The sequence below is a fragment of the Sphingobacterium sp. 18053 genome (assembly GCF_902706145.1).
Classification (GTDB): domain Bacteria; phylum Bacteroidota; class Bacteroidia; order Sphingobacteriales; family Sphingobacteriaceae; genus Sphingobacterium; species Sphingobacterium paramultivorum.
This window is the reverse complement of record NZ_CACSJW010000001.1, coordinates 751,010-772,472: the sequence shown is the minus strand read 5'-3', so window position 1 is coordinate 772,472 and position 21,463 is coordinate 751,010. Positions and strand designations below refer to the sequence as shown.

General features: G+C 42.6%; 18 protein-coding genes. 7 read left to right on the top strand and 11 right to left on the bottom strand.

The window, feature by feature from the left end; translation table 11 throughout:
* Positions 1–57 precede the first annotated feature (57 nt).
* Positions 58–1,200: a DUF4932 domain-containing protein gene (locus GVK91_RS03525; protein ID WP_159726952.1), complete on the bottom strand. Its 1,143-nt coding sequence runs from the start codon at positions 1,198–1,200 to the stop codon at positions 58–60.
* Between the two features lie 271 nt (positions 1,201–1,471).
* Here GVK91_RS03525 and GVK91_RS03520 point away from each other — a divergent pair, with 271 nt between their 5' ends.
* The 6 genes from GVK91_RS03520 (at position 1,472) to GVK91_RS03495 (ending at position 9,202) form a co-directional block, all read left to right on the top strand.
* The gene (locus tag GVK91_RS03520) at positions 1,472–1,996 is read left to right on the top strand and encodes an RNA polymerase sigma factor (protein ID WP_153847568.1); all 525 of its coding nucleotides are present in this window, start codon (positions 1,472–1,474) and stop codon (positions 1,994–1,996) included.
* Between the two features lie 83 nt (positions 1,997–2,079).
* Complete coding sequence (locus GVK91_RS03515; RefSeq protein WP_159726950.1) at positions 2,080–3,138, top strand: FecR family protein; 1,059 nt, start codon at positions 2,080–2,082, stop codon at positions 3,136–3,138.
* 5 nt (positions 3,139–3,143) lie between these two features.
* Positions 3,144–6,182, top strand: coding sequence for a SusC/RagA family TonB-linked outer membrane protein (locus tag GVK91_RS03510; protein ID WP_159726948.1), 3,039 nt, complete (start codon positions 3,144–3,146; stop codon positions 6,180–6,182).
* A 94-nt stretch (positions 6,183–6,276) separates the two neighbouring features.
* On the top strand, positions 6,277–7,926 hold the full coding sequence (locus tag GVK91_RS03505; protein WP_159726946.1) for a RagB/SusD family nutrient uptake outer membrane protein: 1,650 nt from the start codon (positions 6,277–6,279) through the stop codon (positions 7,924–7,926).
* Between the two features lie 9 nt (positions 7,927–7,935).
* The gene (locus GVK91_RS03500; RefSeq protein WP_159726944.1) at positions 7,936–8,940 is read left to right on the top strand and encodes a metallophosphoesterase; all 1,005 of its coding nucleotides are present in this window, start codon (positions 7,936–7,938) and stop codon (positions 8,938–8,940) included.
* Positions 8,897–9,202, top strand: a complete 306-nt coding sequence (locus GVK91_RS03495) for a hypothetical protein (RefSeq protein ID WP_159726942.1) — start codon at positions 8,897–8,899, stop codon at positions 9,200–9,202. The genes GVK91_RS03500 and GVK91_RS03495 overlap by 44 nt, the downstream gene beginning before the upstream one ends.
* A 204-nt stretch (positions 9,203–9,406) precedes the next feature.
* Here GVK91_RS03495 and GVK91_RS03490 read toward each other — a convergent pair whose 3' ends face one another.
* The 10 genes from GVK91_RS03490 to GVK91_RS03445 all read right to left on the bottom strand — a co-directional run bounded on the left by GVK91_RS03490 (position 9,407) and on the right by GVK91_RS03445 (position 20,293).
* Positions 9,407–9,970, bottom strand: a complete 564-nt coding sequence (locus GVK91_RS03490; RefSeq protein ID WP_153847562.1) for a biliverdin-producing heme oxygenase — start codon at positions 9,968–9,970, stop codon at positions 9,407–9,409.
* A 141-nt stretch (positions 9,971–10,111) separates the two neighbouring features.
* Complete coding sequence (locus GVK91_RS03485) at positions 10,112–11,359, bottom strand: S41 family peptidase (RefSeq protein WP_159726940.1); 1,248 nt, start codon at positions 11,357–11,359, stop codon at positions 10,112–10,114.
* 197 nt (positions 11,360–11,556) lie between these two features.
* Positions 11,557–12,678, bottom strand: a complete 1,122-nt coding sequence (locus tag GVK91_RS03480; RefSeq protein WP_235032746.1) for a cytochrome-c peroxidase — start codon at positions 12,676–12,678, stop codon at positions 11,557–11,559.
* Between the two features lie 24 nt (positions 12,679–12,702).
* Positions 12,703–13,614, bottom strand: a complete 912-nt coding sequence (locus GVK91_RS03475; RefSeq protein WP_159726938.1) for a hypothetical protein — start codon at positions 13,612–13,614, stop codon at positions 12,703–12,705.
* A 162-nt stretch (positions 13,615–13,776) separates the two neighbouring features.
* Positions 13,777–14,352, bottom strand: a complete 576-nt coding sequence (locus GVK91_RS03470; protein WP_159726936.1) for a hypothetical protein — start codon at positions 14,350–14,352, stop codon at positions 13,777–13,779.
* A gap of 54 nt (positions 14,353–14,406) precedes the next feature.
* Positions 14,407–15,393, bottom strand: coding sequence for a hypothetical protein (locus tag GVK91_RS03465; protein ID WP_159726933.1), 987 nt, complete (start codon positions 15,391–15,393; stop codon positions 14,407–14,409).
* Between the two features lie 41 nt (positions 15,394–15,434).
* The gene (locus tag GVK91_RS03460) at positions 15,435–16,175 is read right to left on the bottom strand and encodes a hypothetical protein (RefSeq protein WP_159726931.1); all 741 of its coding nucleotides are present in this window, start codon (positions 16,173–16,175) and stop codon (positions 15,435–15,437) included.
* 223 nt (positions 16,176–16,398) lie between these two features.
* Positions 16,399–17,082 (bottom strand): hypothetical protein, encoded by a 684-nt coding sequence (locus tag GVK91_RS03455; RefSeq protein ID WP_159726929.1) that lies wholly within the window; start codon positions 17,080–17,082, stop codon positions 16,399–16,401.
* A gap of 29 nt (positions 17,083–17,111) precedes the next feature.
* A complete protein-coding gene (locus GVK91_RS03450) occupies positions 17,112–17,867 on the bottom strand; it encodes an HmuY family protein (RefSeq protein ID WP_235032745.1) in 756 nt (251 codons plus the stop codon).
* A gap of 47 nt (positions 17,868–17,914) precedes the next feature.
* Complete coding sequence (locus GVK91_RS03445) at positions 17,915–20,293, bottom strand: TonB-dependent receptor (protein WP_235032744.1); 2,379 nt, start codon at positions 20,291–20,293, stop codon at positions 17,915–17,917.
* Between the two features lie 312 nt (positions 20,294–20,605).
* Between GVK91_RS03445 and GVK91_RS03440 the strand changes: the two genes are divergently transcribed.
* The gene (locus GVK91_RS03440; protein WP_145330214.1) at positions 20,606–21,463 is read left to right on the top strand and encodes a hemin ABC transporter substrate-binding protein; all 858 of its coding nucleotides are present in this window, start codon (positions 20,606–20,608) and stop codon (positions 21,461–21,463) included.

Here is a 21,463-nt window from a genome sequence, read left to right as displayed (position 1 = left end):
TTTCTAGCGGCTTATTTCCTTCTCAGCTTTAATTTACTAAATATTATCGGGATGGCACTAATTTTCTTTCTCACACCAGTCCAGCAGTGGCTTGTATAAGCTCTGAATATCTTTCGGGTTATTGTCTTTATACAGGCGGAACAATTCGGCGTTAAATTCATCTGCTTTGGGAAATCCTTTTTTATTGACCATCATATCGTTGACGTTTTCAACAATTTGGCCAAAAAGATCATGATCATCTCCAAACTTATCGTAACAATATAAGATGAAAAGTCCCCAGGTTAAATACTCATCAAATACTTTTACCGGACTTGGATAATGAACTGTACTTTTGTTTTCTGTATCGACCCATAAGTCCCTATTATTGAATATTGTATCAATCTGTTTTTTGTTTTTTTCGCTCAATGGACCTACGTAGTTGTGGTCTATCTCCGTAAAAATAATGCGTGTATTGAGTGCTTTTTTGAATTTGGGGCTCCAGGATTCGTCTTCGCGGAGGGTGGGTAAAAAAAGCAAAATTTCTTTGAAACCTTTGTACTTGAAGGTGTGGGTCGCATTCATCCCGGCAATCAGGGGGGAAGTCAATACACGATAGCTATTGATTGTATAATCGAATTTCTTTTCTAACCATTCTTTTTGCTCGGCAATGGAAGCATACTCCTGATATGCTGTACGAAGGCTGTCGTAATAGCCTTGATGCTCTTTGTAGAATGCCCGGTATCCGCTCTGTCTGGCGAATTCTTCCAGGTCGTTTTTGTAAGCGGGTATAGGATTAGATTTCACCTGATAATTTCCAACTCCTCTTGCTGGAAAAATATAGATGTTTGTAGGTACTAATTGGTCGTTTTTGAACTTAAAGCCATATACATTGGCCGCTAAGAGGAAATAGTTGGTTAGATTCTCTCGCAGCTGCTGGTCAAATTTCTTTACGATAGGCAGATTGGAAAATGGGGTGAAATGCGCTTTGACCTCTTCAAAATACGCCGTATTCTGCTTGGTCATGTTTGGATTTTCCTTACCAAAGTCAGTTATCGCAAAGATAATATAGATGAGTTCCTGTGCCTCATTAATTTCAACAGTTGTCTTACCGTCGTTTTGGGCAATATAGGCTTTGCTAAAATCGACGTCTTTTTCTTGGCAGATGGCCAGGTTAGCCATTAATACAAAGCATATTAAAATAAAAAAGATATTCCTTTTCATCGTATCGTTATTTCATATAATTATTGATAAGACATGTTGCTGATAGCGTAACGTTTTACCTGTTATGGTCATGTCTGGTTGGGGATTTCACTATGAAATGAAATATTCCCGACTGCAATTATAGGGAGTTTTCTGCTTGTTTTATAATAAAATTTGTACAATTAGAAATGAATTCTGCTAATTGAAGAGGTTATATATTCAATTTGTTTAATTTAATATTGATCTTAACTTAATACTGAGGAAACCTTGTGCTTTTATTTTTGACAGCGCAATGGAACACATTCAGCCTATCAAATCTTCCAATCAGAAAAGCTTCAATCTCGTATACGAAAAGTACCATCGACAGATTTACGGTTTTGTACTCAAGCGTACGCAATCGGATTATATTGCAGAGGAGGTAACGCAGCTGACCTTTATCAAACTCTGGAACCAAAGAGAGAAGCTCGACGAGCAGGTCAGTATTCTGTTGCAGCTTTTCGGTATGGCGCGGCAAGTCATGATCGATCTGCTGCGCAAGGAGGCTACACGTTTCAAATATGAAGGGCAGACAGCAGTGACACCTTTTACCGATAGTCTGATCCGGGCAATTGAAAATAAAGACCTTTTGCGTATGATGGAAAAAGATATCCAGAATATGCCGACGATGCGTCGGAAGGTCTTTGAACTGAGCCGTAAAGAAGGTCTTTCCCATAAAGAGATTGCCGCTCAATTTTCAATTTCCACAAAAACCGTGGAACAGCATATCAGTAAAGCACTTCTTCAACTCAAACAACATCTCTATTCCATTATGCTATAAGTCCTTTATATTAAGTATCGGCGACCTTTATTAAATAATTGTTAAGAACTAAGGGATGTCGTGCTGGCCTGCGTAATAGGAGTATGAAGCATGATAAAAAGCAGCATCAGATCAAAAAGAAAATCTGGAAAATGCCCTTCCTCGTGAACGAACTTTTCAAGGACGAAGATTGGGATAAATTTGATAGCACAGCAATGGAGGAGCCTGTGCCTACTGAAACGATGAAAACGCTTATACAGACTGCCATTCAAAATCAGGAAAAAGCGCAGGATCGAAAGGCATTACATCGATATCGTTTGGTAAAGCTACTGCGATACAGTGCCGCAGCTGCAGTTCTCTTTTTCTTTTCCTTCCATTTTGTTACCTGGTGGACAAAAGATTCAGTTGTACAGCCAGATGCTCAGCGGTCTGCAGCTAAACCTGTTATAGCGCATCAAGATACAGCCTGGACTTCAATAGAAAATAAAAATCCCTATAGTATAACGCTGGATCTACCCGATGGATCCCATGTGCGGTTGTTCGCACAAAGCCATATTCGCTATGTGAAAAATTTTGTTGCCAATGCCCGTGATATTGAACTTAGCGGTAAAGCCTACTTTGATGTAGCATCGGATCCGAAACGCCCATTTTCGGTGTTTGCCAGCGGGACCAAAACAACGGCGCTTGGTACATCCTTTACCATTAATACCAAATTGAAGCGTCAGGCTGTGACTGTGGCATTACATACAGGTAAGGTGCTTGTATCCTCCCTTACAAACGGTTTCAAACAGATTTTTTTAGCTGACCCGGGCCAAAAGCTGACGGTTGATTCACGAGGTGCAACAAGAATTGAAGCCGTCAATAAAAAACAGCCATTGAACACGCCAGGTCTGGCTGCCCCGGATTTGTTAAATCTGAAAAATACACCGATGCCTGATGTGCTAAAGGCGTTAGAAACAGCATTTAAAAAACAGATCCATTTGGGTGACAAGGGTATTGCCGCCATCCATTATACAGGTGAGATTGATGTACATCACGATTCATTGAAGGATATCTTGACAACAATCTGCTTGATCAATGAATTGCGCTTTGTCGCCAATGCGGATGGAAGTTATACGCTATACAAACAGGAAAATACAATTACTGAACATCTAAACAACTAACAGATATGCTCAACAAGAAAAATCCACAAAAAAAGAACCTGCTTATTTTTGCGTTGCTTTCCGCTGGACTTACCCATGTACATGCGCAGCAGCAACAAGTAAAAGGGGCTGTACAAAATGAAAAGGGCGAGTTTCTCCCTGGAGTCAGCGTTAAGGCCATTCAGGATAATGGAGGTCCAAGTGTGACCACCAGTACGAATAGCCAGGGGCTATTCCATTTTCAGAATTTAGTAGAACATGCAGGGTATCGATTTGTGTTTTCGGCGGTAGGATTTCAGTCCGATACGTTATCGGGTTATGTCGTTGAAGCAAGAAAGCCTTTGTCGTTGAGTGTGAAGCTTCAGCAGAGTGCCGTTAAACTGGATGAGGTCGTCATTGGTTACGGCCGTGTATCCAGAAAGGATCTGACGAGTTCCATCAGTACCATCAAAGCAGAAGATGCGAACGTCGGTGTATTTACTTCACCAGCACAGATGCTGCAGGGGAAAGTTGCCGGCCTGACGATTTCGAGCAATAACAGTAATCCCAATGCGACGCCTTCCGTTAGCCTCCGGGGAGCTTCAACGTTACGTAGTGGTGAAGCGATGGAACCCTACTATGTGATCGATGGGGTCCCGGGCGCTTCGCTGGCTTTGGTAGCGCCCGATGATATTGCCTCTATTGACGTGCTTCGCGATGCCTCAGCGACCGCAATTTATGGTTCAAAAGCGGCCAATGGCGTTATTATCGTTACAACGAAGCGTGGAAAATCAGGGCAGACCAATATCAATTACAACGGCTATCTGGCGATCGATAAAGTGGCTAAGCATTATGAGATGATGAATGCGGCGCAATACCGGTCTTATGTCAATGATAATGGATTTTCGATGGAGCCAACGGACGACTTGGGGGCAGATACCGATTGGCAAAGAGCTGTTGAGCGGACAGGGATATCGAACAACCATAATATATCCATTCTTGGAGGAACAGAAAAAACACAGTATAGCATCAGTCTCAATACCATCAAAAACAATGGCGTTATCAAAGGGACTGATATGGGGCGGCAGATTGCTCGAGCGTTTTTGCAGACCAAGGCGCTGAATGATCGGCTGACGGCTTCTTTCAATATCAACGCAAGTATCACCAAGCAGAATGATGTGCTTGCTTTGGATCAGGGACTCAGCGTTTATGATGCGATGTATTATTACCTGCCTGTATCGCCGGTCCGAAATACCGATGGTTCCTGGTTTGAAAAAGCCGACCGTTCGCAATATGCCAATCCACTTTCTTTAATTGAAGAGAATACAAATTTTTCTAAAACTAAGGTGCTCCAGGCGCATGCAAAACTGGGCTATGAGATCTTGCCCGGGTTGACCTATAATATTGACCTTTCGCTGCAAAATAGGCAGTTTAACAATGCACAGTACTATTCCATGTTTTCGATGGCAGCACGTGGTCAGAATGGCAAATCTATCCGTGCAGCTGTAGAAGATGAACGGAAAGTGATGGAAATGAACCTGAGTTATGAAAAGACATTCGCCGGAAAACATAAGGTAGCTGCACTGGCAGGTTATTCATGGGAAGAGAACAACAATAACGATGGCTTTCAATTGACGACTTCCGATTATTACAGTGACGATTTGAGTTATTATAACCCGGGTATGGCCAATGTAGTTGATTTGTTGGGCTTTGGGAACTATTATCTTTCCACCTTGCGTATGATATCTGTTTATGGCCGTGTGAATTATGCCTATAATAGCAAGTATCTCCTACAGGCGACGGTAAGACGCGACGGTTCCTCGGCTTTCGGAACCAACAATCGTTGGGCGACATTTCCTTCGGTGTCTGCAGCGTGGCGCCTTTCGGAGGAATCATTCATCCGTGAAACCGGAATTTTTGATGACTTAAAGCTGCGTGCTGGTTTCGGGGTGAGTGGCAACTCATTGGGCTTTGACGCATTTACCGCGCAGTCTGTACGTGGTGCCTCATCCAAGTTTTTCGATTATGTAAGTGCCGATGGCCAGGTAAGCCCATTACGTACTTTGATGGTGCTGCGCAATAGCAATCCGAACCTCAAATGGGAAACAACCAGTATGATTAACCTAGGCCTGGATTTCGGATTTCTAAAAAATCGCCTGACAGGGTCTTTGGAGGTCTATAAAAAGAAAACGAGTGACCTGATTTATGATTATCAGGTAAGCAAATCGAAATATATTTATCCAACGCTGACTGCCAATGTTGGTGAAATAGAGAACAATGGGATTGAACTGAGTCTGAATGCAAAGGCCATTGATAAAGAGGATTTCAAATGGAATACCGGATTGGTGCTATCACACAACACCAATAAGGTGGTGAGCATTGCCAACGAGCAGTTTACGCAGGACTATATCGAATTGTCGGATCTGGGTGGGGCAGGGCAGACCAATGTTTTTCAGCAGAGGCTGACACCGGGAGCACCTATAGGTCAGTTCTATACCTGGGAATGGGCAGGCTATAACGATGAAGGTGTGTCGGTATTCTATACCCGAGATGAGAAAACAGGCGAACGTACAGGCGAAACAACCACAACGCCACAGAAGAAAGATCAGGCTGTGACGGGAAGTCCACAGCCCAAGTTGACACTGGGTTGGAACAATAGCTTTTCGTATAAGAATTTTTCTTTAAACGGAATGTTCCAAGGTGCTTTTGGACAGAAAATTATGAACGCTACCCGGGCGCGCCATTCGAATGTTGTTGGTAATGCTGGGCAGAAAAACGTGCTTGCCAGCGTTGTGGAAACCGAACGCATGACGGATATCAATGCACATTACCTATCCGATCGTTACCTGGAGAATGGAAGCTATCTGCGCTTGGCTTATGTTACGTTGGCTTATACGATACCGATGAAAAATATACCGATTAAAAACCTAAGAGTATATGCAACGATGAACAACGTATTTGTGCTGACGAAATATAAAGGTATTGATCCCGAGGTGGGCTTGGGAGGCCTAACTCCGGGAATTGATAACCGCCAGACCTACCCACGGACGCGAACGTTTATGTTTGGCCTTAACTTTAATTTATAAGACAGACCTGTGGGATGGAAAACTTCTTATCGAAACAATCCTGTTGACATAAATGGAGCATGCCACATGGCCTATAGAACAAGAAATAATTTATATGAAACCAACACTAATAATTCGTTTATTAACCTTATCAGCATTGAGTTTTTCGCTGGGATCTTGTACCGATCTGGATGTTGATATAAAATCACAGCTGACGGAATTTCCGGATTCGGAACGTGCAGCCGAGGCAATTCTTGCCGATGTATATGCCGCTTATCGTGGCGCAATGGGGCGCGATCATTGGATGGCCCAAACACTCTCGGCGGATGAGGCAGTGAGTGTTTCCATGGGGACAGACTGGTTTGATGGCGGTCGATACCGCGAATTCCATCTGCACAATTGGAATGCAGACAACGGCCTCTTACCAAGTATCTGGAACGATGCTTCCACTGGAATCACCTTAGCCAATAATGCCATTGCATTATTCGGGGAAGATAAAGAAAAGCTGACGGCACCTGCCCGCGCAATCCGTGCTTATTATTATTTTATACTGATGGATAATTTTGGCGCCGCACCGTTGATCACGGAGCCTGTTGATGCTGTCCCCGCACGTTCAAGCCGTGCTGAAATTTGCCGTTTTATTGAGGCCGAATTGCTGGCTGTGAAGGATTTGTTACCTACTACAGTTTCTATAGCAACCTATGGAAAAGCAACGAAATATATGGCCGAAGCGTTACTGGCTAAGTTGTACCTCAACTGGGCTGTTTATACGGCTGCGGATGTGGCCAATTACAATCCAAGTGCACAAAATGAAAAATTAAATGATGTGGTTGCGATGTGCGACCAGATTATTTCCTCAGGACAGTTTAACCTGACAAGCCATAAGTTTATGGCCAAGTTTCGCCCCGATAATGGTTATCAGGTAAAGGATTTTATATTTGCCATACCCTATGATCGTGAAAAACAGCAGGGTATGACTTATTCGCGCTTCTGGATACATCGCAGTGCCCAAAATCAGTTTGCAACATTGCCTCAAAGTGTTGGGGGGACTTTTCGTGTATTACCGAGTTATTTGGAGAAATTTAATCTGGCAGGCGACGAAAGGAACGCCTCATACATCGGTGGTAAGCAATATTATTGGTCAAATTATACAGAAGATAAGACTCGTCCTTTTCTGATCAGAACTTCCAAACGCGGCATAGATCAGGATTATAATGCTGCGGATGCAGATGCGCAGTTTGATTGGCAACTGGAGACCACTAAAGAAATTACTTTGCGTTCGGATGGTGCGGCCACGCTGAATGTGGGTAACGACCAAAAGGGGCGCTCAATGGGGTACAGATCCATTAAGTTTTATATGGACGTAGCCGTTACATCGGCCAATCAGCGCAATCAGAGCAATGATGTACCTGTATTTCGCTATGCCGATATCCTGTTGATGAAAGCGGAGGCTATACTCCGTGGGGCTACCGCGACCAATGGTCAGACCGCACAATCTTTGGTTAATCAGATCCGAGCCTATGTCAATGCACCTGTGCTCACGGCTGCCCCAAGTCTGCAGGATGTGTTGGATGAGCGGGCACGTGAGTTTGCTGATGAGTCCTGGCGTAGAAATGACCTGATCCGTTACGGAAAATTTGAAGATAACTGGGGATTCCGATCGCTGTATCCTGCCGGCATGAGCGAGAAGTTCCGTCGTATTTTCCCTGTACCAACAACTGTATTAAACGTAAACACCCACTGGCAACAGAATCCTGGTTATTAAAATCTATTGATGAAACGCAGAACTTTTATGAAAAATTCCCTGGGCACGGCGATTACAGCCGGCCTGGGCGGAATTACGCTCAGTAGTTTCGGTCTGACAAAACCTACGCAACTTGAAAGCGAAGATATACAACAGCTTTTGAAACCCAGAGATGCCTATGATCTTCATTTTATGGCTGTAGGCGACTGGGGCCGCAATGGTGCCGACCATCAGTTGGCTGTAGCGGGGCAGATGGGTCAATGGGCCGATCAGCATCCCAATGACTTTATCATTTCTACCGGTGATAATTTTTACCCTTCCGGAGTGGTCAGTGAACATGATCCCCTGTGGCATTATTCGTTTGAAAATATCTATACCGCATTTTCGCTGCAATGGGACTGGTATCCCATTTTGGGAAACCACGATTATAAATCAGATCCCGATGCACAGGTACGTTATAGTACGATCAGCAGACGTTGGAAGATGCCTGCGCGTTATTACAGCAAGACAATTGCACTTAAGGATGGAAAAAAAGTACTGATGGCCTTTATCGATACTAATCCGATGATTCCTGAATTTTACAGTAACAGCGCGTATGGGCCACATGTTGCGGGACAGCAACCCGAGAAACAGCTGGCCTGGCTAGATCAGCTACTGGAAAATTCGGATGCCCATTGGAAAATTGTCGTCGGTCATCATCCCCTGTATACGGCGGGGCCGCGTACGACGAATTACGACACCCTGGCGGTTCGAAAAGTCTTGGAGTCTATCTTTGAAAAACGGGGAGTAGATATCTACCTTTCAGGACATGAACATTCGCTGCAGCACTTAAAAGTAGAAGGCAAGAAGTTTCATCAGTTTATCTCCGGAGCAGGATCAGAGGTAACGCCTGTAAAAACCGATCTGCCGTATAGTCGTTTTGCGAAAGATCAATACGGGTTCTTCTCTTTCTCGATCAGTAGCGAAGAAATAGCTTGTCAGGTTATCAGCCATGAGGGGATGGAGCTTTATCGGACAGTGGTTACAAAAGTATAAGGTAAGAGGGCAGGCGGTATGGAGCAGATTTCTACTTGCTTCGTACCTGCTTCGTACCTTATTCGGATGCGGTACAGATATTGTACAGGTGCTGTACAGCTATCGTACAGACCCTGAACAGGAATTAACTGGTCGGAATTTGGTCAATAATGATCACCAGATTGTTGAGCTCCGAAGACAGTACGAACACAACCCGAATACATTGGCGCTAGAGGTAAAAAAACACAGGCTAGCCTGGGCTAAAAAAGAAGCACTCCTCTGATGCACTTTTTGTGCGATAGAGGAATGCTTCTTTTTTTGTGTTAAATAGATATGCTGCAGGACTTCGCTGCGAAAAAGAATACAGCGAGCCATACGAGTCCTTTAGCCAGAAAGAAGAGAAATGCTCCAATTCCGGCACGCTTAAGCCATTTAGATTTGTTGTCTTTTTGCTCCATTTATGGGATTAAACACGAACACTCCAATTTTAGTTCGCACTGGCAATAGGAGTGAATACTTCGCCAAAGTTATAAAAAGTTTGGTTTGCAATCTCTACTGCGCGATCATAAGTCGCCGGATCTTCTGAATATTTGTTTAATACCGCTGTAAATCCAGCCCACATCTCACGGCTATTTTCGCCATAACCTTCGAAGAAAGAAGTTCCTTTGGTAAGGCCATATTTGTTGAGCATCTGCACGATATACGGACCACCCATGATTGAACCTTCCAAAACATATAATGATGCAAGTGCTTCTTGTATATTTGCTACAGCTGGAGCATTTGCTTCTGGCAGGTTATCTACGTTACCACCCAAAGCTTCGATATCGCTTTTGATGTAAGATGAGTTGCGGCGTTCGGCCAAATCGGGCAATACTTCTGCGGTTACAAAAGGAGCGATGCTATCTTCTACGGCGCGGAAATAAGCATAAAAGCCTTTTAATACTTCTGCGTAATCTGCTTCTGAACGAATATTTTTCAATTGGCGCACGATCGTTCCTTCTACGTTTTGGTGAGCTGCGTGCGTTTGCTCTTTGATATGTTGACTTAACATGTTCTTATTTTTATTTATAACGATTCTATACAAAGATTCGTATTTATTTCCACAAATTTATGCTGTTTTCTGCTTTATCATCTATGAAAAATGGTTTTAATTTAAACATAAGTATGACAAAATCCAGCTGCAATGAGTTTCTTACTTTAACCTAAAATTTGTTTTAAGTAGCAAACTTTCGTCTGCTGGCATCGAAAAATAAGTAACCGACGAAATTGCTGTGAGATTTTCGTCTTTTGTAATGTCTTTTAGCGCTGCTGAAAGCCAAGCTTCTTTTGGATCCCCGGGATGGCGGGAGGTTTCTACAGGAGCTAAGGCCAGGTCGACGGGTATGCCATCAAAATAATCACACCAGCCATTGGCATTCCGGATGAGAAATGAGGCCAGGTATACATCGAAATCTCCAATGTGGACTGAAAAAAAACCTACGGGTTTGCCAAATGTCCGCTGACCGATGAGGCGTATCGGAATATAAGGTTTGAAGCTGCTGATCAGGAGTTCGCTTGCCGAAGCCGTGCGTTCAGATACAATGCATGACAGCTGCTGTAGTGAATTGAAATGTCCCTTTTTGATAAAGTAATGCGTATTGGCTTTTTCACTATAATCCACATCGGCGAGGGTGGCAGGGCGTCCTTTGTATTGGGCCACTTTGCCATTTGCATCCAGATAGGGTTGTTTAAGGAGTAGTTTTGCTTTGCCTTGCTGTACATTCGGATGAAATTGCTCGCTGAACATAACTTTTTTATCCAGTTTGGCTGGACTAATGAGGTTGGTTAAATATTCTGCGGTCTCCACATAACCGCCACCGTTATGACGTAGATCGAGGATGAGATGTGTAACTTGTTTTTGAGCCAGTTCGGCTGCAAGCTGATCCAGTTCGGCCTTCACTGTCTGGAGCTGGGGAAAAGAGGGGATATAAACATAAGCAATCCGTTTGTTTCCCGCAGACCAGTAGGAAAGGTGTGTAGCATACCTGTAAGGTGTTTCTATGCTGGCCATGTGACCACTACTTTTCTTGTCGTTACGACGACGCTCCAAATATGAATATTTGGGTTTATTGGCTATGGTAGACAATTCGTAGGGTCTATCTTTCTTGTGCAAAGCGTATTGGCTGAGGGCAAAAAGTGCCCGCTCATAAGCCGTTTGCTCGGGTTCTATCTGTGCATATTTCGTCCGCGGATCAAACGTGTTATATGAAGGGAGAGATTCCTGCCAGCGGTATAGCTGTTTGGCATACAGGTAGATTGAGTCGAGAGTCAATTCTTTTTTTGTTCCTGTTTTTGGACTAATAAATTCATCGGGTAAAGTTGTTGTTTTACTGCCGTTCTGACAAGCTGTTATAGCAGTTATTGCAACTAATAGACCAACTATTTGGCGGATTCGACTCATTATATAATGTGCATTTTGTTTCCTGTTCTTGTAGTTGATTCGCTACAAAATAGATAATTATCTGAAATTTAATACTTTTTTACTTTTTTATTTAATATAAAAGCCTAATTTTGTGCCAATTTATTTAATTTTTGATGCCTCCGCTACTGTGGAGCACTCAAAATGTCCCAAAGGTATCCCCTTTGGGATTTTTTATTTTAGGGCAATACAGGTCGTTCTGTTTTGTTTGGTACACTGGATAAACTCTCCAAAAAAGCCAAGATATTTTCCTGTTCTTTACTGCTTAATCGGACATTTTGAATATGCGGCGATAAGGTGCCATTGATCTGTTGTCCTGTCTTTTGGGGCATGCCCTGACTCAGCAGGTTGATCAGTTCACCTAAGCTCGAAATACTACCATTGTGCAGATAGGGTGCAGTATGGATCACATTGCGCAGACCCGGCGTGCGAAATTTACCTTTGTCTGTTTCCAGTCCTGTCGCCTCAAAGCGACCATTGTCCAAGGCACCTTTGCTGGTAACAGCATAGCCCAGGTTATGAAAATCGAGATCTGTAAAGAAGGCACCATTATGGCAGTTGATGCATTTCCCTTTTGTGCGAAACAGATGGAGGCCTTCGAGCTGTGTATCGTTTAATGCCTGGTAATCTCCTTTGATAAAACGGTCAAAGGCGGTTTCACCACTACTAATTGATCTTGAATACGCTGCTATGGCATCCAGCAATCCTTCGACGCTCATCGTCTGGCTCGAGTAAGCCGCCTCATATAAACGAAGATAGCCTGGTATAGCTTGCAGCTTAGCGGGTAAAGCAGCTGTATTGCCGCCCATTTCGATCGGGGAGTTGATGGCTTCGGCAATCTGCTCTCGATAAGTCTTTGCGCGGCCATCGTGGAAGAGTTTGCCTTCCAGGTACCAAGCATTTTCCATGGAAGGTGTATTGCGGTGATGCAGTGCGATACCATCTGCCGTTGTTTTTTGGTCGATCCAGTAGGTGTCCGGATTATGACATGAAGCGCAAGTCTTCATGCCATTACCGGTGCGGGGGTCGAAAAATAAGGCTTTGCCAAGTGCTATTAGCTCGGCCTTATCTTTCGATGGGTTTTCGGGTAAAGCGGCCAGTTCACGTACCTTGATATTGTTGTACCAAGTCGCGGTTGGCCATTGTGCTGCCGATTTACTATATTGTTGGCGTAAGGTTTCTTCAGGTTGAGGGACAATCGTCGGCTCTTCTGGTATAGACTTACTTTTGCTGCAGCTGTATACAATGATAGCTGCTAATGCGATTATGATAAACTGCTTTGTTTGATTAGTGATAATCACGATTAATTTATCTGCTACAGCGTATTAGTTTAGCGTGATATATTGATCACCCTCTGTTAATACTTGACCATTTTTATCCATCAATTTCAGCGTTTTAATCTGATTGCCCTGAATTGTGGCAGGTATCGGTAAAGTAACTGTTTTTTTAGTGACATCGAATATTGCATTTGTTATCTTATACGAGTTGTTAAGATTATCAATTGCTATAAAATGATCGAAATCTGCTTTGAAAAATAGTTCATAAATTTCGGTGCTTTTAATTGGCATGACCAGATTTTCTCCTTTTTTTACAGTGTAAGAATCTATTGTAATTAAACTGTAAATTTCTGGCAATAATACATCAAACGAATCTGTAAAAACTGTATAACGACCGGAAATCACTTTAATTTTGTAAGTGCCAGGCTTTAGGTCATTAGGGCGATTTGTCGATATTGAGAATGCACTCACTTGATTAATAGGTAATAAGGTCTCCTTGTCATCTTTATCCACAAGATATGCCTTTGTCTGAGTTTCATCAGGTAGAATATTTTCACCTCTTAAGAAAATAGGATTGATACCAGGTAAATTGAGGTAATATTTGTTGTTGAGTAAGTTTAAGCTTACTTGTACTATAGGCTGATTATACCGGAAGATCAATGTGTAATTTTTGCTGGAGCCGTCTTGTGCTCGTACGGTATAGGTAATCGGTTTGTCGGATTGCAACTGTATGGCAGTACCCGAAGCCGGCGTAATAGTCGCTAAATCCGAAACTTTAATTGTAGGTGTAATGCTTTCGGGTTGATTCACTAATGGAGGCCAGTATAGGATAATCTGGTCATCTACAATACTTGCCGATAAGGTTTTGCCGTCAGCATCCTGAATACTAAAAGATTCGATGTCATTGTATGGTAGGCTGGGGTATTCGGTCTTACACGACCAACATGTTAGTGCTAGCATAAAAATAGCTAGAAATTGAAAGATATGTATTTGTTTTTTCAAAAATGAATGTTGCATAATTTTTTTTGGTTAAAAAATCGTTATGCGGATGATGATTCGGTTAAAAAGATCCGCAACCCATCCACCAGGCTGCGGGATCTTCTATTCATTAAATAGGAAAGACTAGAGAGCCTTAACTTCGATATTGGTATCTGCTTTTACTTGTAAGCCGGATGCGCCAGATTGTTGACTCACATTAGTGAAATTAATTAATTTCACAGCATATAAGACCCCGGAAGCATTTCCAACCAATACGGTCAAAGGCTGAATTGCTTCGTTGGCGTGTGTGCCTAAATCATAAGCATACCATTCGCCACTACCTAGTGAAGTAACAGGAGTAGCATCACCGCTAGTCCAGTCAGCTGCTGTCACAGCCGAGATATCTTTTTCTACGGTTTTAAGTGAATAGCCTGAATTTGCCCTGATCGAACCATTTACATGGCTAAAGAACGCAACTTGACCGGAGGTGCTTAAGCTTTGTGCTCCTGTAGCAAGATTTAAATAAACTGCTGGCCAAGTTGATGCTGCAGCAGGACTCCACCATTGGCCAACTACTGTGTAGTTGCTGTTTGCTTTAGCTTGGTTTAAAGCCAAAGGAGCTGTTGCTAATTCTGTTGTTGGGGCTGCTGCCCATACTGCTGCCGAAAGCACAGTCACGGCCATAGCAGATTTTAAGATAGTTTTGATGTTTAAGTTCATGTTATTTTAATTTATTTAATTTTGATGCCGCCTTGGCATGCTGTGGATGCTTGTTTAGGATTCCGTTATGGTGCTTGGATTTAATTCGGTCTTTACGACATCTGTCCAGTCCTTAAATTGGAATTTGACCTGTACGTTTTCAAATGTTCCCGTCGGAAGATCTGCAGGTAATGAAACTGTCATTTCAGTTCTCGTGTGCGACTTGATAATCAATGGATAATCTTTGCCATTGAGTGTCATGATAACGGCTGTCGGATCTAAAATCACTTTGTCTAAATTGGCTATAATGGTCCAGTCTTTATTTTTTGCCAAATTTAGTCCCAATAAGCTAATATATACATCCGGTTGGCGATACGTAATCTTGAGCGGATTGGCCAATATAATGGTGTGGTTTAGATTGGTTACTTCAACATCATAGGTACCTGCCAAAATATCGGATGGAATGCGATTTTCTCGCTCAGTTCCCGTGTAGGATAATTGATAAGTACTACCCGATACTTTCAAGCTATTGGGCGTAGACATCTTATAGCGTACTTTAGTTTCTTGATTAATAAGTGCAATACTTACCAATGAAGGATTGGTATGCATAAAGGTTCCATTAATCGCCGGGAAACCAGTGCCAGGACCTTTTGTAAGGATAAGAGACGAAGTTGTATAAAACTGAGCCTCAAAAGTCGGTGTGCTTTGTAATTCAATCTTTAAGCTATAAGTCCTTGTGGTACCTGTAGCGGACTTTACGGTATACGTCTGGTTCTTTTCATCTGTTTTAACAGGCAAAATTTCTTCTGTTAAACTTGCACCATTAGCGATTTTAATAGTCGGATCGATGACGAGCAAACCATAATAATAAGGGACATATACCGTAATGGTATTGGCCTCATTGTCAATGGCACCGTAAATGACATCGTCATTGGGGAGGTTGGTGACCTTATATTCGAGTATCTTATCTGCCGGAAGTAAGGCTAATTCTTCCGTTTTGGTGCAGCGGGTTAGCAGCAATCCTAAAAAAAGGAAGCTTAAAATGCTGTATAATCTTTTCATGTTAGTTTAGTGTCTAAATCAGAATGCTTAGCTTATATTATTTAGTTAGCAATCACAAATTTGGTACTGCCAGCTTTGGCAAGTACATATTGGAATGTAAAGAATGGTGTTGGTGAATCTTTAAACCAATCTTTTGGATCCAAGAGGTCTCTATAGATACTTTGTATCTTGATCTTGGCATAGTTTCCCTGGGCTGTACGGACGATCAATGTATTGCTTTCGATAGGATAGCAAACGTGTTTTTTGTTTTCGGCTCCACCACCTTTGATTACGCCATCAAAATCATATAAATACCAACCCAAGCCTTCACCAAATGCTCCTGAATCATCTGTACCATATGCTTTTTCACCTTTGCGAAACTCCGCATCCGAGGGGATATCGACTACATCTTCAAATTTTTTCTTAACAATGAGTATACCGCCTTTCCCTGGACCACCTTTACCAAATCCGTTTGCTGTATTGTTGCAATTGATAAAACTGCGGTATATTTCTGAGCAAGAGATGTCCCATCGTGCGGTTAGTTTATAATCCGGTGTCACAGCTTTGTTCTGTTCCAGGCTGTAATATATTGGTGATTGTGCCGTGGTTGGTGCACTTCCAGCAGGTAAGTCTTCGCCAAAATTCTTAACCGTAATCAAGCGGTTGAACATAGCTTCTGGTGCAACAGGATCTGGTTCAGGCTCTACTACTGTGGGCTCGCTTTTGCTACAAGACCCCAACACAATTAAAAATGCCAATACCGGTATGAATTTTAATAGGTTGCTGCGTTTCTTTATTTTCATTGTTACTAGTTTTTTTGTGTTTGTTGATACCTTGTCCCTTTTCTATACATGTAGTAGGGTTGTTAGTATGTTATTTTTATTTAAATTGATTCTAAATAATAGTAAAGATAAAATCTTTTGCTGATAAAGTGTATATGAAAATTGGTATTTAATGTATTTTTTTCGGTTTTTGATTTTTGGTTAACAAAAGCAGCTGGAATTTTAACCAGCTGCTATGTTGATACTATTTAAATTCTTGGTAATCGATGGAGTAGAAAACATAATTATCTGACGCCATTGCTTTATTTGGTGTCTCATTGGAATATACGCTGTTGACTCTAAATTTAAAATATGGCTTTCCATCTTTTGAAAGAATAAACGTACGGTCTTTAATAGCAATGACATGGTGTGTCGTCATATCGTAACCGGCCCATCCAATAGCAGTAGGAGTTAATGCAATACCAGCTTTGTTATCAGTCAATGCTACGAATTGATCAGCTGAATTGACGGTCTCATAAGCCTTATCTATATAGGATAGTGTAAATGATTTCGTGGTGTTTGCAATCACATCCATGACGCGTTGTTGTGCTATAAGGGTCAATGGAGCATCAGTCGTTTGTAGTCCATCGTTCTCTTTAAAATCAAAATAATAGGTTTGCGCAGCAGTTGTTGTTGCTTTTCCATCTTCACCGATTGTAAATTGTTTAAAGTTACGAAGTGAATAGGTATTGCCTGTACGCTTGATTGTTCCTTGTGTATTGATGGTTTTGGAAACCTTTGTTAAATCAACAGTTTCACCGTCTTTGACCATAACCTTAGCTTGGTATTCCGGCTCGACTTGCTCCACCTTATCATCATCCTTGCTACAAGAAGTAAAACCTAAACTCAATGCACATAGTAGTGCTGCTGTTGTAAATAATCTATTCATCTTTAATTTAATTGTGTAATTTTTCCTTATTATAATGTGTTTGTATTTAAATCTTTGCTGCCATCCTGCTGTACATAATATTTAAATGTATAGTATGGGGCAGGCCAATTGAGGTTGGTTACCGCCGCTGGATTTCCCTTATAGGCATTGATCAGTTGCAACTTGGCATATTTGCCATCGGGTAAGCGAATCGCATAGGTACGATTGGGAAGCGCCTGCATAATATGGGTGCTCAAACTATAGCGAAACCAGCCATCCGAACCATCTGTTGCTGCCCAGCCAATTTTGTTTACTTCACTTTTATTAAACTCTTCATCCGAAGGGGCCACAGTTACACTCTGATAGGCTTGTCGCAGTAAAACCACAGCGGTATTATTTGCCTGGCCGCCATATCCCGGATTGTATTCATGCTGGGAATTGTTCACATAGATCTCCGAATTGTAAGGACCTGTAAAGGCAATATCCCAATCTTTTGTTTTAAGCCACTGCGCAGAATCGGCTTTGGTTTTAACCCATATTTGCTTTTGGTCTTTAAAACGAAAAAGAAACATAAAAAATGGTCTTTGCTCTTTTCCTTCAGTACCTTCACCCATGGCTGCATCGGTATCGCCAGCAAGATCTTTGATCAAGGTACTTTTGCCATCTTCTAATCCGATCGTATAGTCTTTGTCTTTCCCACAGGATACCACTGTCAATAACAATAGTGCTGAAAAAATACAACGGCCAATCTTGTGAAAGGAAAGCCAGATGCTACATTCTCCAATAATCATGCGAATCGTTCTCATCTTTTATCCTGTACTTTGTGTGCTAAATTCTTGTTCATTAGTCCTTATTATTCTTTTATCCAACGGTAGCTGACGCCGCCCATAATAACGCGTCCAGGTTGCCCGAGTAAATAACGGCTTGTAAAATTGAATAGATTGTCACCGATCAAACGCAGTGTCAATCTGCGGTTCATCAGACTCTTTTCCACAGTCATATTGACGAGTGTGTGATAGGGGATAAAGATGTCATATTTGTCGATAAACTGGTTGCCATTATATTCCTGAAAAGGTGTGGCACTTCTGAAATTGACCCGAGCATTGACATTGACGCCCCAGGGTTTATATTCGTATTGGGCTTTAGCGTTGAACATGTGTCTCGAACGGTCTTCAATACCCCAATAATCTGATTTTTTGCTCTGGCGATATTCGCCTGTAGCGGGATCGTTGATCTGGTTATAGGGATAACTTCCCTTGGCAATACTATCCAAAATACTCAAGTCTTTGGCAATCAGGTATTGATAGCCCATCGACAATTGCAGATCTTTGGTTGCCTGATAGGTCAATGAAACTTCAAAACCTTTATTCATGGCTTTGGGCAGGTTGCGGTAGCTATAGATCTGTGCTACTTTGGTCCCGTTACCCACACTAACTGTGTTGATCTGATTGTTGATCCGATGGTAGAAGACCGAGAAATCGGCCTGAAATCTATTGGACGGACTCCAGGTAAGTCCAATATTGTTTGAAATGCTGGTTTCGGCTTTGAGGTTGCCCGCCACCAAATTGAGCATATAGCTGTTTTTATAACTCAGTTCTCCAGCTTGATCCATAGCTGCAATCACATCGGCTACGCGTTCTGAACCGACGACCAAATAGTTGGCTGCTGGATTGAAAAAGACCTGATAGCGCATCTTATAGTCGGGTGCCTTAAATCCGGCTCCGATACCACCTTTGATCAAAAGCTTAGGACTGACATGGTATTGTAGACCCAAACTTGGACTCAGATGGCCATTGTAGACATTGGTCTGATCGTAGCGTAGACCCAGCGTCGTCAATAAGCGGTCGACAGGTTTCCATTCGGTCTGCAAATAGGCAAATGCGCTGTTCAATGAGCGTTTGGCATCCAGATCCTGGTTGTCCATCAGTTCAAGACTACCACCTATACCACCGGTAAGTTTGACCTGTTGTGCGGGGCTATACGCAAATTGCTGTTCAATGCGGTGTACATTTTGACCGAATTGCTCGGCACTGGCAACAATACCTTGTTGCAACCATTGTGCGGCAATCTGGGAGTGGAAACGCGAGAAATAGTAACGCGTCATACTACGCAGTCCCGACTCGAAATTATGGTCGTAACTTGCCGAAAGGTTGATGTCCTGATCTTTTTGTTTATCCTGTAGTGTGGCCGATTCGGACCATGCATTGATCATTTCAGATTCTCGGGCTGCATAACGCCCTGTAACGCCCAAAGTGCCATTTTTGCTTGTACGATAACGTACTCGCCCCTGGAAACTATAGTTGGTATAGGGTGGAAAAGTGGTACTCTTGGAGTCCAGATACTGCTTGTCGGTATTAAAACCATCCGTGCGGTAGTAATTGCCCGAAAAGACGGCGCTCCCGCGTTGATTAGCAAAAGGTGTTTCTGCTTCCAGTGTTGCATCAACGGTATTGAGACTGCCGTAAAGAAGCGATGCCTGTGCCTGTGGTGTGATTGCACCATGGCGTGTAATGATATTGATCGCACCACCTAATGCGTCACTGCCGTATAAGCAGGAGGATGCGCCCTTGATGATTTCGATACGTTCGATGTTGGTCACCGAGATACGGGACAGGTCAAAGTTGCCACTGTTGCGTCCCAGCATAGGTTGCCCGTCTACAAGGACCATTACGTAGTTGCTGCTGAATCCCTGGATCTGTACACCGACGGCTCTGGAGCCCCCGGCAATATCGTTAACGATGGCGATACCCGTCTGTTCTTTTAAAACTTCATCCAGACGGCGGCTGCCCATAAGCTCAATTTCACGTTTGGTGATGACTTTTACGGGCATGGCTGCATTTTCGGCCTTAACGAGATTGTCTACAGCCTGCGCTTTACCCTGCACATCAACTACATCCATCTGTCGTTCTTCAGCTTTTAACACAATGTTCAACTGCTGATTTTTGTCTTCCAAATCGATAACTTGGCGGTACTGCTGATAACCCATGGCCTGTACCTGTAATTCGTAGTGCCCCGCATAGAGCTGACTGAATTGAAATCTCCCCGCAGTATCTGTTTTAAAAGCATATTTGTCCGGATAAAGATATACGGTCGCATTGGCTACGCCTTTATTGGATTCGTTTTTCAACACACCGGAGATTTTCCATTTTTCCTGTGCTTGCAGGGTATAAACCTGGCAGGCACATAAGGCGATCAGGGTGCTTGTTCGAATAGATGAGATGCTTCTAAACACTATTTTTATTTTTACTAATTCTAAATAATGTTACAAAAAACGGTAATCCGTCTGAATTTTTCTCTATGCAAAATGTCATAAATTCTATTTAATCCGTTTTTTGTGGACTGAAAAGTAGTTTATTTTAAGATGTATATTATTGTTTAGTAGTGTTTTATAGTCTTTTTTGCGTTGTGGTGTACTATTCTAAAAGATTCGATATAATTTGTATTTAGACTGATTATTGATTTGTTTTGTACTCAAGTTGAACGGCGAGATGCGAAAACCATTCCTGGAAATCCGCTATCGCCATCATGGAGATAAAGAATTACAATGAGTAGATTTTATGTTGTTATACTGTGTTTTGTGATGCAAATCGGTGGATGGGCGACGGCACAGCAGAGAATCATTACGTTAAACAGTTCGTTGACCGAAACGATCTACGGACTGGGAGTAGGCGAGCGCATGGTCGCTACCGATGTGACAAGTATATCGCCCAAAGCAGCGGCGGCCTTGCCGAGGGTAAGCAAAAATCGGTCGGTTTCGGCCGAAGGTCTGTTATCTTTTAAACCAAGCATCGTCATTGCGAATGAAGGCGACGTATCCAAATCGGTCATTCAGCAGATTCGTGCGGCTGGTGTGAAGTTTGTCTCCATTAAACCAAATTATTCTGTTCCGGGTGCACTTCGTTACATCCAGGAGGTCGCAGATGCCGTCGGTGAATCTGCTGCCGGTAAAAATCTGGTTTCCCGCACGAAAGTAAGCTTGGATCATACCATGGAATTAGTAAAGAAGGAAAATCAGGGTAAAGCGGCGCCCAAAGTATTGTTTTTATATGCGCGTGGTACGGGTACCATGAGTGTGGCAGGTAAGGGCAGTAGCTTGGATGCGATGATTAATCTGGCTGGTGGTAAAAATGCGGTTCAAGAATTTTCGGATTTCAAACCCTATACGACGGAAGCGCTGGTGCAGGCCAATCCAGATATTGTGTTGCTATTTGATTTTGGCGCGAGTAGTCTTGGCGGAGAGGATGCTATCCTCAAATTGCCGGGCATGCGTATTACGAATGCGGGTAAAAACGACCGTATCTTGGTGATGAATGCCTCACTACTGGTAAATTTCAGTAACCGGCTGCCAGACGCAATCTTAGAATTGCACCGTGGATTTGGAAAAGTGATGGATTCAAAATAA